The organism is Curtobacterium sp. MCLR17_045 (assembly GCF_003234405.1).
Taxonomy (GTDB): domain Bacteria; phylum Actinomycetota; class Actinomycetes; order Actinomycetales; family Microbacteriaceae; genus Curtobacterium; species Curtobacterium flaccumfaciens.
Genome location: NZ_QKTB01000021.1, coordinates 49,733 through 63,648 on the forward strand (window position 1 = coordinate 49,733; position 13,916 = coordinate 63,648).

The 13,916-nt window shown below is 71.3% G+C and carries 13 protein-coding genes and 1 pseudogene; 5 read left to right on the forward strand and 9 right to left on the reverse strand.

Annotation, left to right across the window (positions count from 1 at the left end; translation table 11 throughout):
• The 6 genes from DEJ05_RS13120 to DEJ05_RS13145 form a co-directional block, all read right to left on the reverse strand.
• Positions 1 to 687, reverse strand: coding sequence for a hypothetical protein (locus tag DEJ05_RS13120; RefSeq protein ID WP_111110616.1), 687 nt, complete (start codon positions 685 to 687; stop codon positions 1 to 3).
• A gap of 548 nt (positions 688 to 1,235) precedes the next feature.
• Entirely contained in the window at positions 1,236 to 1,661 is a 426-nt protein-coding gene (locus tag DEJ05_RS13125) for an SseB family protein (protein ID WP_146245105.1), read from the reverse strand.
• 95 nt (positions 1,662 to 1,756) lie between these two features.
• Positions 1,757 to 2,560: an SDR family oxidoreductase gene (locus DEJ05_RS13130; RefSeq protein WP_111110618.1), complete on the reverse strand. Its 804-nt coding sequence runs from the start codon at positions 2,558 to 2,560 to the stop codon at positions 1,757 to 1,759.
• Between the two features lie 157 nt (positions 2,561 to 2,717).
• The gene (locus DEJ05_RS13135; RefSeq protein ID WP_111110619.1) at positions 2,718 to 3,383 is read right to left on the reverse strand and encodes a GPP34 family phosphoprotein; all 666 of its coding nucleotides are present in this window, start codon (positions 3,381 to 3,383) and stop codon (positions 2,718 to 2,720) included.
• A gap of 77 nt (positions 3,384 to 3,460) precedes the next feature.
• Positions 3,461 to 4,252 carry an HNH endonuclease family protein gene (locus DEJ05_RS13140; RefSeq protein WP_258376153.1) on the reverse strand — a complete coding sequence of 264 codons (792 nt, stop codon included), beginning with the start codon at positions 4,250 to 4,252 and terminating at the stop codon, positions 3,461 to 3,463.
• Between the two features lie 66 nt (positions 4,253 to 4,318).
• Positions 4,319 to 7,750, reverse strand: a complete 3,432-nt coding sequence (locus tag DEJ05_RS13145; RefSeq protein ID WP_146245106.1) for a DEAD/DEAH box helicase — start codon at positions 7,748 to 7,750, stop codon at positions 4,319 to 4,321.
• A 436-nt stretch (positions 7,751 to 8,186) separates the two neighbouring features.
• Between DEJ05_RS13145 and DEJ05_RS13155 the strand changes: the two genes are divergently transcribed.
• On the forward strand, positions 8,187 to 9,188 hold the full coding sequence (locus DEJ05_RS13155) for an AraC family transcriptional regulator (protein ID WP_111110621.1): 1,002 nt from the start codon (positions 8,187 to 8,189) through the stop codon (positions 9,186 to 9,188).
• A 59-nt stretch (positions 9,189 to 9,247) separates the two neighbouring features.
• Here the strand turns inward: DEJ05_RS13155 and DEJ05_RS13160 are convergent, their stop codons facing one another.
• Positions 9,248 to 10,660 (reverse strand): amino acid permease, encoded by a 1,413-nt coding sequence (locus DEJ05_RS13160; protein WP_111110622.1) that lies wholly within the window; start codon positions 10,658 to 10,660, stop codon positions 9,248 to 9,250.
• Between the two features lie 201 nt (positions 10,661 to 10,861).
• On the opposite strand from DEJ05_RS13160, the gene DEJ05_RS13165 reads away from it, so the two are divergent.
• The gene (locus DEJ05_RS13165) at positions 10,862 to 11,362 is read left to right on the forward strand and encodes a DUF427 domain-containing protein (protein ID WP_071247210.1); all 501 of its coding nucleotides are present in this window, start codon (positions 10,862 to 10,864) and stop codon (positions 11,360 to 11,362) included.
• A 93-nt stretch (positions 11,363 to 11,455) separates the two neighbouring features.
• Here the strand turns inward: DEJ05_RS13165 and DEJ05_RS13170 are convergent, their stop codons facing one another.
• Positions 11,456 to 11,788 (reverse strand): hypothetical protein, encoded by a 333-nt coding sequence (locus DEJ05_RS13170; RefSeq protein ID WP_146245107.1) that lies wholly within the window; start codon positions 11,786 to 11,788, stop codon positions 11,456 to 11,458.
• A gap of 90 nt (positions 11,789 to 11,878) precedes the next feature.
• Here DEJ05_RS13170 and DEJ05_RS18350 point away from each other — a divergent pair, with 90 nt between their 5' ends.
• From DEJ05_RS18350 to DEJ05_RS13185, 3 genes are all read left to right on the forward strand, one after another.
• Positions 11,879 to 12,259, forward strand: a complete 381-nt coding sequence (locus tag DEJ05_RS18350) for a hypothetical protein (RefSeq protein ID WP_111110624.1) — start codon at positions 11,879 to 11,881, stop codon at positions 12,257 to 12,259.
• Positions 12,260 to 12,408: 149 nt separating this feature from the next.
• Positions 12,409 to 12,729 carry a hypothetical protein gene (locus tag DEJ05_RS18265; protein WP_071404199.1) on the forward strand — a complete coding sequence of 107 codons (321 nt, stop codon included), beginning with the start codon at positions 12,409 to 12,411 and terminating at the stop codon, positions 12,727 to 12,729.
• Between the two features lie 96 nt (positions 12,730 to 12,825).
• On the forward strand, positions 12,826 to 13,260 hold the full coding sequence (locus DEJ05_RS13185) for a hypothetical protein (RefSeq protein ID WP_071404198.1): 435 nt from the start codon (positions 12,826 to 12,828) through the stop codon (positions 13,258 to 13,260).
• A 4-nt stretch (positions 13,261 to 13,264) separates the two neighbouring features.
• On the opposite strand, the pseudogene DEJ05_RS13190 reads toward DEJ05_RS13185, so the two are convergent.
• Positions 13,265 to 13,916: pseudogene (locus DEJ05_RS13190) on the reverse strand (hypothetical protein); the annotation flags it as partial.

Consider the following 13,916-nt stretch of genomic DNA (forward strand, 5'->3'; position numbering starts at 1 on the left):
TCAGCCCGACTCGACGGTGCCGATGGTCGAGCTGTAGGTCGCCACCGCCCCGAACTGTGCTCCGATGATCGTGACGGTCCACGCGGTGCCGTCCGGGGCGACGGAGTACAGGACGCGTGCGCCATCAGGAACGGCAACGAGCCCGGTGCCGTCGGGCAGGAGGATCCGCTCCGGCGCGGTCATCCCGACGGACAGAGTCGACGGGTACGGACCGGTGCCGAACCTCTGCTCCATGACGAAGGCGAGCGTGCCGGCGCTCTGTACGACGGCCGACCGCTCGGTCTCGACAGCCGCCGGAGCTGGCGGCGCGGCAGGTTCCGGCGTAGCTGCCGGAACAGCAGACTCCACCGGAACAGCGACGGCCGGGCGTTGCGGGATCGCAACCGGTCCGACTGCAGCGCTCCGGCCATCGAGGGGGAGCGAGAGTGCTGGCAGGTGGACACCGGAACCGGCCAGAGCAGACCCGATGACCGCGTACGCCATGAGCGCCGTCCCGACGCTGCCGAGGATCGCACCTCCGCGACCGAACGCCCGCGCAGTGGCCGAGCCCCATCGTGCTGTCTTGATCGCCTGCACGCCGAAGACGATCGCCGAGATGCCGATCGTCGAGACGATGAAGCCCGTCTGGATCCCGGACTGTTGCGGCTCGACGAGTGCGATGACCACGCTGCCGAAGCCGAGCAGCATCGCAAGGGTCGCGAACGCCCAGGGCCTCGTGCGCCGGCGTGGCTTCGCGTTCAGCAGCGGTGAGGGTGCGTGGAGTGTCGGCAGCCGGCGAGCACCGCTTCGCGAGGGTCCTGATGAGTACTCCGGAGGGGACCAATCTCGTGGTCCTGGCCCGCCCAACGGCATCGTCGTTCCCCCGTCTGCTCAGTACGACGGACCCATCTTGATCGGCGACGCCGACGTGAGCGATCCCCAGAACTGGGTTGATGGGCTGGCCAGGAGTGCAGGTGGCAGACCGCTACGATCACGCGGACATCGGCACCGGATGCCCTCGGCCTCGGGCAGGTCATCCGACGGACGAGGTCGCAGGGTTGGGCGGTCGCTGTGGGCACCGCGACCGTCATGGCGATCGTGGTGTCCGTGCCCTGTGTGGTCGTCGCGGAGCACGCTGGGTGAGTCAGCGCTGCGTGACGGTTCTGGTTCACGAACCCCGGGGATCGTGAACCAGAACCGTCACGCAGCGGAAAACGCCCCGCACTCGCCCGGAGCGGACGGTGAGACGGAGCGGGTCAGTCGTCGCTGGTCGGGACGCCGCTCTGCATCTGCACCCGCATCTGGGCGAGGACATCGGCGTGCAGGAAGTTCGCTTCGGCCGCACTCGTGGGGTCGACCACGATGCCGAACTCCTCGGGGAGCGCGGACACGAGCTCGGACATCGGCACCGGACGCCCCTCGGCGTCGGGCAGACCGGCGGCGAGTTCGCCCGGGTCGGTGAAGACCGGCACGAACGGCTTGTCCCGGATCATGACGTGGGCGACGCTGCCGGCCTCCGGAGCGCCCGCCGGCTTCCAGGGGACCCACGCCGCGCTGCGCAGGAAGCCCGCGGGCGAGGCCGCCATCCGGCGGCGGAGTTCGGCGGCCGCGGTCGGCGGGGCCTTGTCGACGCCTCGGCCGAAGGCTGACCCGTTGGTCTGATCGGTACTCACACCAGCCATGCTGTCACGGTCGGCGCACACGGCCGGGTCGAGCCGCGCCTCCAGGCCGAAGCCCGGCGCACGCGGACGCGCGCCGGGCGTCGGAGGTGACGGTCTCAGTACGCGGCCGACTGCCCGCCGTCGATCGGGACGACCGTCGCGTTGACGTAGGACGCGTCGTCCGACAGCAGGAAGGCGACGACGGCGGCGATCTCGGGGGCCTCGCCGTAGCGCTTGGTCGGGTTGACCTGGATGAACTCCTCGGCGGCCTTGCGGGGGTTCTCCGCGTCGAGCTGCTTCATCGAGTTCTCGACCATGGGCGTCCAGATGGCACCGGGGGCGATGGCGTTGATGCGGATGCCGTAGCGGCCGTACTCGACGGCCGAGTTGCGGGTGAGGCCGACGACGCCGTGCTTGGCGGCGGCGTACCCGGACTGGTTGCCGATGCCGCGGATGCCGCCGACGCTCGCGGTGTTCACGACCATGCCGGAGCCCTGCTCGCGCATGACCTTGAGCACCTTCTCGAGACCGAGGAACACGCCGCGCAGGTTGATCGACACGACGCGGTCGAACTCGGCGGCGGTGAAGGACTCAGTGGGGTTCTGCTTGCCCTCGATGCCGGCGTTGTTGAAGAAGCCGTCGATGCGGCCGAAGCGCTCGGTCGTGGCGGTGACGTAGGCGTCGACCTGGGCCTCGTCGGACACGTCGGCGACGGTCGTCAGGACCTGCGCGTCCGGGGTGGCCTCGAGCACGGCGGTCTTCGTCGCCTCGAGCCCCTGCTCGGAGACGTCGACGAGGGAGAGCGCAGCGCCCTCGGCTGCCAGGCGGACGGCCGTCGCGCGGCCGAGGCCGGAGCCGCCGCCGGTGATGAGGACGACGCGGTCGGTGAAGCGGGTGGTGCCGGTGGTGGTTTCGGGCATGGTGGGAGGCCTCCTGAGGTCTTCGACGGTGAAGGGCTCGGGGTCCGCGGTGGGGCAGCGAGTCCGATCGATGCATCTGCATCGAGATGCCTAGACTACACCTGTCGTTTAAGAGTGGAAACAGCAGGCGTCCGGGCGCCCCATCACGCTGCCGGCCTCAGCTCGTCACGATCGACGTCGTCGTTGCCATGGTCGCAGCCATGATCACGACGATCGTCGCGGCCTCGATCTCCTCGAGCACGGCCTGCACCGCCGGGCTCGCCCAGGTGCCCGAGGTGATCTCCTTCACCAGGTCCTTGTCGACGGCGCCGAACTGCTTGCGCAGGGTGTTCGTCGCGTCGAGCAGGCCGATGACCGCGGCGGAGAACGGCGTGGGTCCTGCCCGGCCAGCCAGCACGTCCCCGATGCCGGAACGCAGCAGTGCCTCCGGGGCTCCGTCCCGCTCCGGGTGCTTCGTGGTGGGGAAGAGGCCGAGCACCTTGCCCTGCTCGACGCTGATGATGCCCCTGGCGACGAGGCCGGCGAACACGTCGTCGCGCAGCCGCTGCTTGCCGAGTCGGCTCACCCACCACTTCGCCTTGCGCGGTGCACCGGATGCCGCGATCGACCCGACGACGCCGTCGAGCACCGGGTCGCCCGTGGCGGCGCCGTTGACGACGGTGACCAGCCCGCCCTGCAGCGAGAGGACACCGCGGAGTGCGAGGTCGGCGAGGACCGCGCCCGCGAGACCGGTGTCCAGCGTCTGCCCGTCGAGGGACTTGCGGCCGTCGGGCTCGACCTGCAGGAGCGCGAATGCCTGTGGGACCGTGAGTTGCTCAGCCATGCCCGCAGCCTGCCACGCGGGGCGGAGGTGCGCCGGGCCTCCGAGCCGACACCCAGCGGCGCCGGACCCGCCCGACGTCAGCAGGCGTCCAGCACCCGCACCATCGCGTCCCGCTCCGCCGGAGCCACCCACAGGCGGTACTTCGCCTTCACCGTGACCTGGTGCTCGACGTAGGTGCAGCGGAACGCCTTGTTGGCGGGGAGCCAGGTCGCCGCGTCGCCGGAACCCTTCTGCGAGTTGGACCGGCCGTCGACGGCGAACAGGTTCACCGGGTCGTTCGCCAGCGCCTGCCGCTCGGCCTCGGTGAGCCGCTGGGCCCCGGTGCGCCAGGCGTTCTCGAGCGCGACGATGTGGTCGATCTGCACGAGGGTCGAGGTCGTGTTGCCGCGCACGAAGTCCACCGTCGCACCGGTGTACGGCGAGACGAGGGTGCCGGTGAGCACCTTGCAGCGGCCCTCGCGGGTGATGTCGGCGAGGTCGCGGGCGAGGACGTCGTTCCGGGTGTCGCACCCGTTGTGGTCGACGTCGAGCCAGGCGCTGCCGAAGTCGCCGGTGCGGTCGTAGCCGGTGCCGGCTGCCTTGCCCTTGACGGGCAGGTCGGCGAGCTGGGTGCGTGCGCGGACCGCGTCGGCGTCGGTTCCGCGGCTGACGGTCGGACTGGAGGCGGGGGTCGCCCCCGACGACGCCTGCTGCGGTCCGATGGTGGTCGTCTCCCCGGCCGTGGGACCGCCCGCCTCGGTCGTGCCCGCCGCGTCGGCGTCCGGCCCGAGGACGCCGGTCGCATCGAGCGCGTACCCGCCGACGGCGAGGGCCAGGACGACGAGGACGGAGGTCAGGGTGATGCGGCTGCGGCGTCGGCGGGACGTCATGCGGTGGGACTCCAGGTGGTGCGGGGCGGAACGTGGTGCGGGTCGAACGGGGGCGCGGGCGGCGGGTCAGGTCAGCAGGGAGCGGATGTCGTCGGCGGTCAGGTCGTCGGCGAACAGGGCGTCGTCGTCGATCATCGTGGCGAACAGCTCGGCCTTGCGAGCGGCGAGGGCGAGGACCTTCTCCTCGATGGTGTCCTCGGCGATGAACCGTTGGACGCTGACCGACCGGGTCTGCCCGATGCGGTGCGTGCGGTCGACGGCCTGGGACTCGGCGGCGGGGTTCCACCACGGGTCGAGCACGAACACGGTGTCCGCCTCGGTCAGGGTGAGCCCGAACCCGCCGGCCTTCAACGAGATGAGGAACGCCGGAGCGGTGCCCTGCCGGAAGCGCTCGATGACCTCCGGGCGCTTGCGGGTGGAGCCGTCGAGGTACTCGTAGCCGATCCCTCGGGCGTCGAGGGCGTCCGAGACCATCCGCAGGAACGAGGTGAACTGGCTGAACACCAGGGCGCGACGGCCCTCTGCCGCGAGCTGTTCGAGTTCGTCGAGCAGCAGGTCGAGCTTGGCGGAGGGGATCGGGGTCGAGCCCGACGTGACGTCCGAGTCGGACGACGCTGACCCGGACGACCCCGCCGACACCAGCGCCGGCGACAGCGCGAGCATCCGCAGCAGCGTCAGCGACCGGAACACGATCATCCGGTTCTTCGACAGGTCGTCGATCAGGTTGAGGACCTTCAGACGCTCCCGGTTCAGCGTGCGCTCGTACAGCTCCCGGTGCGCGGGGTCGAGCGTGACCCGGACGACCTGCTCCTGCTTCGGGGGCAGGTCGGCCGCGACGGCTTCCTTCGTGCGGCGGAGCATGAGCGGCCGGATCCGTCGGCGCAGCCGCCCGGTGAGTTCTTGCCGGGCCTCGCCGCGGAGCTCGGGCGAGGCGAGGGGCTTCACGTAGTCGTCGCCGAACCGGGTCCAGGTGGACAGCAGCCCCGGCGCGACGATGTGGAACAGTGCCCACAGGTCGGTCAGGCCGTTCTCGAGCGGCGTGCCGGTGATCGCGAACTTCACCGGTGCCTGCAGCTCCGAGGCCACACGGTGGGTCTGGGACTGCGGGTTCTTCACGAACTGGGCTTCGTCGAGCACCAGCGCCGACCACGGCAGGTCGGTCCAGGCGCGGGCGTCGAGCCGGAGCAGCGCGTACGAGGTGACGACGATGTCCGACGCGGCAGCGGAGCGCGCGACGAGCCCGGGGTCCTTCAGCGACGTCGAGGTCACGGTCGCAACCCGCAGCGACGGCACGAACTTGGCGGCCTCGGCGGCCCAGTTGCCGACGACCGAGGTCGGTGCGACGACCAGGAACGGGGGCGCGTCGGGCTCCGCGGCACGACGGGCAGCGACCATCGCGAGCACCTGCAGGGTCTTGCCGAGGCCCATGTCGTCGGCGAGCACCCCGCCGATGCCGTGCGTCACCAGGAACGACAGCCACGCGTACCCGGCGTGCTGGTACGGCCGCAGGTCGGCGTGCACGGTGTCCGGCACGGGGACGTCACCCGGGGGAGTCGCCCCAAGCAGCCCCGAGGTGATCGCCTGCCACCGCTCGTCGTGCGAGGTCTCGTCGGCCAGCAGGTCGAACTCCGACCACAGCCCGGCGTGCAGCGGCGTGACGGCGATCGGCTGGTCGGGTTCCCACTCGTCCAGGTCGCGGGCCTCGTCGATGAGCTCCTTGAGCCGGTCGAACGCGGGGTCGGCCAGCGACAGGTACGAGTTGTCGACGAGCTTGAGCCGTCGCTGCCGACCCGCGAGCGCGGTGAGCAGCGGCGTGAAGGGGATCTGCTTCCCGTTGACGCTGACGATGATGCCGAGGTCGAACCAGTCGTGCTTGTCCGACGGCATCGTCGTGACGCGGATGTGCGGCCGCCCGCTCAACCGCTCGTAGTCGAGTCGCTCGCCCTGCACGACCGTGCGGACGCCGAGCGACGGCAGCTCGGGCAGGAACTCGTTCGCGAACACCGCGACGTCGGCCCCGTCGATGGTGCCGTCCTGGAACCAGTCCAGTCCGCCACCGGGTCCGGCAGGGCGGACGGGAGGCCCGGCCTGCGTCGCGCCGTCGGCCGGCGTCGTCGCCGTGGTCGGTTCCACCGCCGCGGCCGGGTCCGCGACGGGAGCGCCGTCGGTGCCCGTCGGATCGTCGGCGGCACGGAGCCCGGACAGGTCGGGGAGCGGGCCGTGCAGGGACACCGGGTCCTTCCGGCCGTCGACGTGCCAACGCCAGTGCAGGTGCACGCGGTCGTCGGTGCGCGGGGCGCGGGCCGGCTCGAAGGTCGCGGTGAGCACGAGCTCCGGCGGGGTGCGCTCCGGCAGCTCCACCGAGCCGTCGGAGCTGACCAGGCCGAGGGCACCGCGCAGCCGGGGCGACCAGTCGGCCAGGAACTCGTCGACCTCGGCGGTCGGCACGGTGATGCGGCTGCCTTCGACGAGCATGCGGCGCTGGTCCTCGGGCACCGGCGCCGGGGTCGGTGCGACGGCGACCGTGAACTCGGGGCTCTCGCGGAACACGTAGACGCCGTGGTCGCCGATCATCCGCGCTGCACCGTGCACCACGGGGCGGCCGTCGAGCACCGCACTCGCGCCGATCACCACGGCGTCGTCGTGCCGGCCGACGTCGAGCAGCACCTGGGCCTGCGTGCCGAGGACCGCACCGCCCTCGCGCTTGCCGGTGACGAACGCGATGTCGAGCGCCGCGGCCTGCTGCAGGAGCGGCCAGAGCAGGGGGCTCCGGAAGTCGTCGAGGTGCAGCCAGTCGCTCTCACCCGGCAGGCCCGCGAGCTGCCCTGCGCGGTGCAGGGCGGCGAGCTGCAGGAACCAGGCGTGCTGCTCGGCACCGACGCCGAGCCGGTTCTGCGAGTAGGGGAGCGTGCCCCACGTCAGCTGCCCGCGCACCCAGTTGCCGGCGTCGCTGCGGGTCACCGGCCGGACGCCGAGCCGCACGCTGCGGGACGGCGCCGGCAGGGCGCGGCCGGTGGCACGGGCGCGCGAGGCGAGCTTGGCGGGGACCGCGTCACGCAACTCGAACTGCAGTCCCATCCGGGTGCCCTGCGGGGTGGGCGCCCGCTCGTCGTCACCGGCGAGGCGGGCGAGGTCGTGCCTCCAGTCCGAGGGCGGCGGAGCCGGCGTTTCCGGGCGTGGGCCGGCGTTCGCGGCGAGGGCGCGGGCGTTGATGGTGAGGAGCGCGGCCGCGACGTGCTTGCAGTCGCCGCCGAGCGGGCAGCTGCAGGTGCTGCGGACCGGGCGGACGAAGTCGCCGCGCGCCGGGGTGGTGTCGACGCGGAGTTCGTACGGGTCGTCGGCGGTGCCGGACACGACCGCGGTGACCGTGCCGTCGTCGTCGTGCCAGGTGGCGTCGTCGACCAGGCCGGCGCGGACGACGTCGCGTGCGCGGCCGAAGGTCTGCGGCCCGACGAAGCGGATGACGTCGACGGCGTCGATCATCGGGGCAGCAGGCACGGGACCATCGTGCCAGTCACCACCGACGATCCGGGCCGCCACCCTGTGCGACGAACATCTGACAGGACTACCGTCCAACTCGGAGCGCGACGACAGCGGTCCACGGAATCGATTGGAACCTCATGCCGGACCGACTGCGGTGGGTACGCGACTCAGCCGACCACTGGAACGGGTTGCTCGACTCCGAGGTCGTGTGCGACATCACCCGCACTGATTCGTACACCGTCGATTCCCCGGACCACTCGTTGACCGGCGGGCACTCGTCCTTCGAGAGCGCGGCGGCACAGGTGCACGGCTGGGTTCGCTGGACCGGCCGTTAGGCCGCAGAGCGCAACCTGGTTGTACGACCACCCGCTGCTCCCTAGCGTGAGAGGGCAGGTCGGCAACACAACGCACGTGATCACACCGCTCTGCTCCAGGAGAGAGAGGTGTTCCCGTGACCGACACGACCGAGTCGCAGACGCCCGCTCCGGGGTCCGATCCTGCTGCACGCCCCGCCCGGCCACGTTCGCTCGTCGCCGTGGCCGGCCAGGACACCGACGAGGCCATCAGCTCGCTCGCCGGCATGTACGCGGGCAAGGCCTGGTACTCCCGAGCCCTCGACCAGGACTACTGGTTCAAGTACGTCGGTGTCGGTGACGAACGGCTGAGTGTCCGCCGTTCCCAGATGCACGGGTACCTGCGCGGTGACGTCGCCACCGAGGGCGAGGTCGTCGTCCAGTGGCTCGAACGCGGCGAGGCCCGCGTCGACGTCGGCCGCGACGAGGTGCGCATGCAGCCCGGCGTCCCGACGCTGTTCCCAGTCGAGCGCCGGTTCGAGATGGAGTACCAGGACTGGGACCAGCGCCTGGTGCACCTGCGCCGTGACCTGGTGCTCGACGTCGCCGCCGAGGACCACCTGGTCGACGGCACCATGGCGTTCGACACCACGACGACGCCTGACTCCGCAGCTCTGGGCCAGTGGCGGACCGCCGTGTCCGGCGCGCTCCGTGCGCTGCGCGAGGAGGGCGACGAGTCCCTCGCCTGGCACGAGGCGCAGCGCGACGTCGCCCGGGCCCTGTTCCGCATGTACCCGCTGCAGGCCGAACGGTTCCCCGCGGGCTACGGCACCCGCAGCGACGGGCGGCTCCGGGCCGCGGTCGAGTTCATCCAGGCGCACGCCCACCAACCGCTCACCGTCGCCGACATCGCGCAGGCGGCCGGGCTGAGCATCCGTGGGATCCAGGAGTCGTTCCAGCGGGCGTTCGAGCGCTCGCCGATGACGTACCTGCGCGAGGTGCGGCTCGGACGCGTGCACGAGGAACTGCGGATCCTCGACCCGCAGGCCACTTCAGTGGCGGACGTCGCCCGGCGGTGGGGCTTCGCGCACATGGGGCGGTTCGCCTCGGTGTACGCGAACCGGTTCGGGGAGTACCCGCGGGAGACGTTGCGGCGCTGAGGGGGCGCGGGCGTGGGCGCTGCCGACGTCGGCTGTGCTCTGCGCTTCGTCGGCTGTGCTCAGCGCTTTTCCGGCTCGGCCAGCTTGCTGTGCTTCCGCGAGTACCCGAAGTAGACGCCGAGCCCGATCGCGAACCAGATCGCGAACCGCACCCACGTCTCCCACTGCAGGAACGTGACGAGCCACAGCGACGCGATGACGCCGATGATCGGGATGACCGGCATGAACGGCAGCCGGAACTGGCGGTCCAGGTCGGGCTGCCGGTAGCGCAGCACCACCACGGCCGAGCACACCACGACGAACGCGAGCAGGATGCCGATGTTCGTGAGCTCGGCGACGACACCGATCGGCAGCACCCCGGCCAGGATCGCCGACGCGATGCCGAGGATCCACGTCACCCGGGTCGGCACGTGCCGCTTCGGGTCGGTCTTCGCGAACCACTTCGGCATCAGGCCGTCGCGGCTCATCGAGAACCAGACGCGCGAGGCACCGAGCATGAACGTCACCAGCACCGTGACGATGCCGACGATGGCACCGATCGCGATGACGTTGGCGACACCGCCGAGCCCGACCGACGCGAACGCCGACGAGAAGCCCGAGGCAGGGTCGATGTCGGTGTACTTCTGCATCCCGGTGAGCACGAGGGTCGCCAGGACGTACAGCACCATCGAGATGCCGAGGGACAGCAGGATCGCCTTCGGCATGTGCTTGCGGGCGTCGGTGGACTCCTCGGCCGCGGTGGACATGGCGTCGTAGCCGAACACGGCGAAGAACACGGTGGCGGCGCCGGTCATCACGCCGCCGAAGCCGAACGGGAAGTACGGGGAGTAGTTCGCGCTGTTGATGTGGAACACGCCGAGCACGACGATGAGCACGACGAGCGCCACCTTGATGCCGACGGCGACGAACTCGAACCGGGCGGCGCTCCGGATGCCGCGCGTGAGGACGAAGGCGGTGAGCAGGCACAGCGCGATCGCGAAGACGTCGATGACGTGCCCGTCACCGGTGCCCGGGGCGCCGAGCATCCACGCGGGCAGGTCGATGCCGAACTGGCCGACCAGGAACCCCACGTAGCCGGAGATGCCGATCGCGACCACCGCCACGATCGCCGTGTACTCGAGCAGCAGGTCCCACCCGATGAACCACCCGACGATCTCGCCCAGCACCGCGTAGCCGTAGGTGTACGCGCTGCCCGCCTTCGGGATGAGTCCGGCGAACTCGGCGTACGACAACGCGGCGGCGGCGCTCGCGACCCCGGCGACCAGGAAGCTGATCAGCACCGCGGGCCCGGCGACGCCGTTCGCGACGGTGCCGGCGAGGGTGAAGATGCCGGCGCCGATGATGCCGCCGATGCCGATCGCGGTGAGCTGCCACAGGCCGAGGTGCCGTTTCAGGCCGCCCTCGCCCCCGGCCTCGTCATCGATCGTGTCGATGGGCTTCCGTCGGAACAGGGTGCGTGTCGTCGTCGTCACCCGCCCATGGTGCACCCGGAGGAGGTCGTGCGCACGGGCGACGTTTCGCGCTGGACGACACTTCTCGCGCCGCCGAGCCCGTGAACTGTCGCTCAGCGCGAAAGAACGGCGCGACCCGCCGGCACCCGCCCATCGTGCACCCGGAGGCGATTCCGCGCACGCACGCGGCTGCACCGCAGGCACCGGGCGTACACCTGGAGCATGCGCCACCCTAAGAGGACCGAGCCCGGCCCCGGCCAGGAGTCCGTCTGGGACTACCCCCGCCCGCCCGCCGTCGAGCGGGTCACCGCACGCGTCGTCGTCCGTCTCGGCGGCACGGTCGTCGCCGACACGACCGATGCCGTCCGCGTGCTCGAGACCTCGCACCCGCCGGTCTACTACCTGCCGATGGCCGACCTGGCCGAGGGTGCGCTGGTCAAGGCGCCGGGTTCGAGCATGTGCGAGTTCAAGGGCCTGGCGCGCTACTTCGACGTCGTCGGCGGTGACGGGACGGTCGCGAGCCGCGCCGCCTGGAACTACCCGACGCCCGTGCCCGGCTACGAGTCGCTGCGGGAACGCGTCGCGATCTACCCGTCGGCGATGGACTCGTGCGAGGTCGGCGGCGAACGGGTCCAGGCGCAGGACGGCGACTTCTACGGCGGCTGGATCACGGCGGACATCGTCGGGCCGTTCAAGGGCGCGCCCGGCACGCTCGGCTGGTGACCCGGCGTCGTCAGGCGGGGCGGCCCTGACCCGGGGTGTCTCGTTTCGTGCGCGACGGGGCGGACCCGACCCGGGCCTCCCGGCCGGACCGCGTCAGCGGTTGGCGTACGGCGACCAGAACGGCGGCGGGAACGCACCCCCGGTCACGATCACGAGCACCTGCCAGACGAGCATGACGAGCCCGGCGCTCCCGATCACGATGCCGATCCACGACCACACCTGCACGGCCCGGCGACGACCGGCGATCCGGATCGCCCGCCAGCCACTGAGCACGCACACCAGCCCGAACACCGCACCGAGCAACACGTGCTGCACGGTCGACTGTGCGGGCACGATGATGCCGAGGTAGAACGCGACCGGTCCGAGCGCCACCGCGAAGGTCGCCGGAGCTGCCGGCGGTTCGTGGTCTCGAGCGACTGCTCCCATGGACCGCATGTTAGCGAGTGAACCTCGCTTCGAACACGTCCGAGTCGCGCAGCGCGGGCACCCGGTCGCGGGAACGGGCACCATGGAGGCATGCGTTCCTTCTTCCGCGTCCTGCTCGGCCTGGCCCTCGTCGTCGCGGGCACGAGTCACCTCACCTTCGCGCGCAAGGAGTTCACGGCGCAGGTCCCCGAGTTCGTCCCGCTGGACGACGACGCGACGGTGCTCGCATCGGGGGTCGCGGAGATCACGCTCGGCTCGGCACTCGTGCTCGCTCCGAAGCCGGCTCGCCGATTCGTCGGCTCGGTCGCGGCGCTGTTCTTCACGGTGATCTTCCCCGGCAACCTGTCGCAGTGGGTCAACCGGCGCGACGCCTTCGGTCTGGACAGCGACGAGAAGCGCTTCGTCCGGCTGTTCGGTCAGCCCGTCCTCATCGCGCTCGCCCTCTGGTCGACGCGCGGCCGGCGCTCCTGATGGGCGCGCCCGCGCGGCAGACCGGCCCGGCCTCCGGGACGGGTCCTGGGGCGGGTCCTGCGTCGGGTCCCGATCCGCTCGGGTCCGGCCCGGCGCGCTTCGGTCGGGAGGCCCGGCACCCCCTGGCAGGACGCGCTCGCGTCGCGGACGTGGTCGCGTCCACCGCGCTGCTCGTCGTGCTCACGGTCGGTGCGTTGGCAGCGGGGTGGGGGATCAGGCTCATGTCGCTGGCGTTCGTGTCGTGCGCGGCGCCGGGCAACACCTGCAACGAGACGCTGGGTGACTCGGTCGTCGTCGTGGGACCGATCATCGTGGCGGCGGTGCTGGTCGCGACGATCGCGGTCTGCGTCCTGCGGCTCGTGCGACGTCGGCTGACCTGGCCGGTGGTGCTCGTCGGCATGGCGGCGATCGTCGCGGTGTTCTTCGCCTCGCTGCTGCTCGTCGACAGCTCGGTCACGCACGGCATCTGAGGGACTCTTCCCTCACAGGCTGGGTTCGTGGAGCGGCTCTCCACAGACCCCGGACCGCGCCTCGGGTGGGGGCTTCCGGTTCGCCACGCTGGAGTCATGCCTGACACCGAGATGCTCGACCGCCTGATCCGTGAACCCGTCCGCACCGACGACGACGTCGTCCGACTCGTCGAAGCCGTCGTCGAACGGCCGCTGCGCCGGCAGTGCTGGGTGCTGTTCCTCGACGACCGCGGGATGTCGATCCCGTTCCTGTTGCCGATCGCCGACCTGCCGTACTCCCCGGACGAACACGTCGACGACTTCGCGGCCCTGATCGCCGACATCGTGGCGCAGCTCGGGGCCGTCGACGTCGTGCTCGTGTGGGAACGCCCCGACGCCGACCGGCTCTACCCGGTGGACTGGGAGTGGGTCGACGCCTGCGCCTGTGCCCTCGACGAGCAGTCGGTCCGGCTCCGCGCCCAGGTCGTCGTGCACTCCGGCGGAGCCGCGATCGTCGAGTTCGACGAGGAGACGCAGGCGGTGGCCTCGTGAGCGATCAGCCCTGGGGAGCGGCGTCCGGCACGTCCTGGCCGGTGAGCTCCTCGACGATCGCCTTCGCCTGCGGCCACGACTTCGCGTAGTGGTCCGGATCGGAGTTGATCTGCACCGCGTGCGCCATCTGCGTCGGGCTCATCGTCTTCCAGCCGGGGACCTTCACGAGCTTCGTGTAGAACATCGTCGCGGCCGTGTACGGGTCCATCCGCTGCTCGTACGTGCCCCACGCGCCGTTGTCGCGCTGCTGGAACAGGCCGCGGCTGTCCGGGCCCGCGGCGTCGCCGTGGTCCAGGTTCACCAGGCTCGACTCGCCGATCGCGGTCATCACCCCGACGGCCTGCGTGTGGGGGCCGATGCCGAGCGCCTGGGCGGCTTCGATCACGTGTGCGGCGTTCACCAGGCGGTCCTGGCAGAAGCCGCCGACGGGTCCGGCCGGCACGACCATCCCGCCGATCGTCTTCGAGGCGACGGCCGGGCACGCGGGCGTCGGGGTGGCGGCGCTCGACTTCGCGATGCCGGCGAGCGAGTTGACCGCGATCACCACGAGGACGACCACGCCGATGCCGACCGCCACGATTCCGGCGCCGAACACCGAGGCGAGGGTGATGCCGACACGGCGCATGACGGGACCTCTCGAGGGGCTGGGCGGGTGC

Excerpts from the sequence above, each read along its gene's own strand:
- DEJ05_RS13120 (WP_111110616.1), bottom strand. The coding sequence starts at position 687 with ATGCTGCTCGGCTTCGGCAGCGTGGTCATCGCACTCGTCGAGCCGCAA.
- DEJ05_RS13125 (WP_146245105.1), bottom strand. The coding sequence starts at position 1,661 with ATGGCTGGTGTGAGTACCGATCAGACCAACGGGTCAGCCTTCGGCCGA.
- DEJ05_RS13130 (WP_111110618.1), bottom strand. The coding sequence starts at position 2,560 with ATGCCCGAAACCACCACCGGCACCACCCGCTTCACCGACCGCGTCGTC.
- DEJ05_RS13135 (WP_111110619.1), bottom strand. The coding sequence starts at position 3,383 with ATGGCTGAGCAACTCACGGTCCCACAGGCATTCGCGCTCCTGCAGGTC.
- DEJ05_RS13140 (WP_258376153.1), bottom strand. The coding sequence starts at position 4,252 with ATGACGTCCCGCCGACGCCGCAGCCGCATCACCCTGACCTCCGTCCTC.
- DEJ05_RS13165 (WP_071247210.1), top strand. The coding sequence starts at position 10,862 with ATGCGCCACCCTAAGAGGACCGAGCCCGGCCCCGGCCAGGAGTCCGTC.
- DEJ05_RS13170 (WP_146245107.1), bottom strand. The coding sequence starts at position 11,788 with ATGGGAGCAGTCGCTCGAGACCACGAACCGCCGGCAGCTCCGGCGACC.
- DEJ05_RS18350 (WP_111110624.1), top strand. The coding sequence starts at position 11,879 with ATGCGTTCCTTCTTCCGCGTCCTGCTCGGCCTGGCCCTCGTCGTCGCG.
- DEJ05_RS13185 (WP_071404198.1), top strand. The coding sequence starts at position 12,826 with ATGCCTGACACCGAGATGCTCGACCGCCTGATCCGTGAACCCGTCCGC.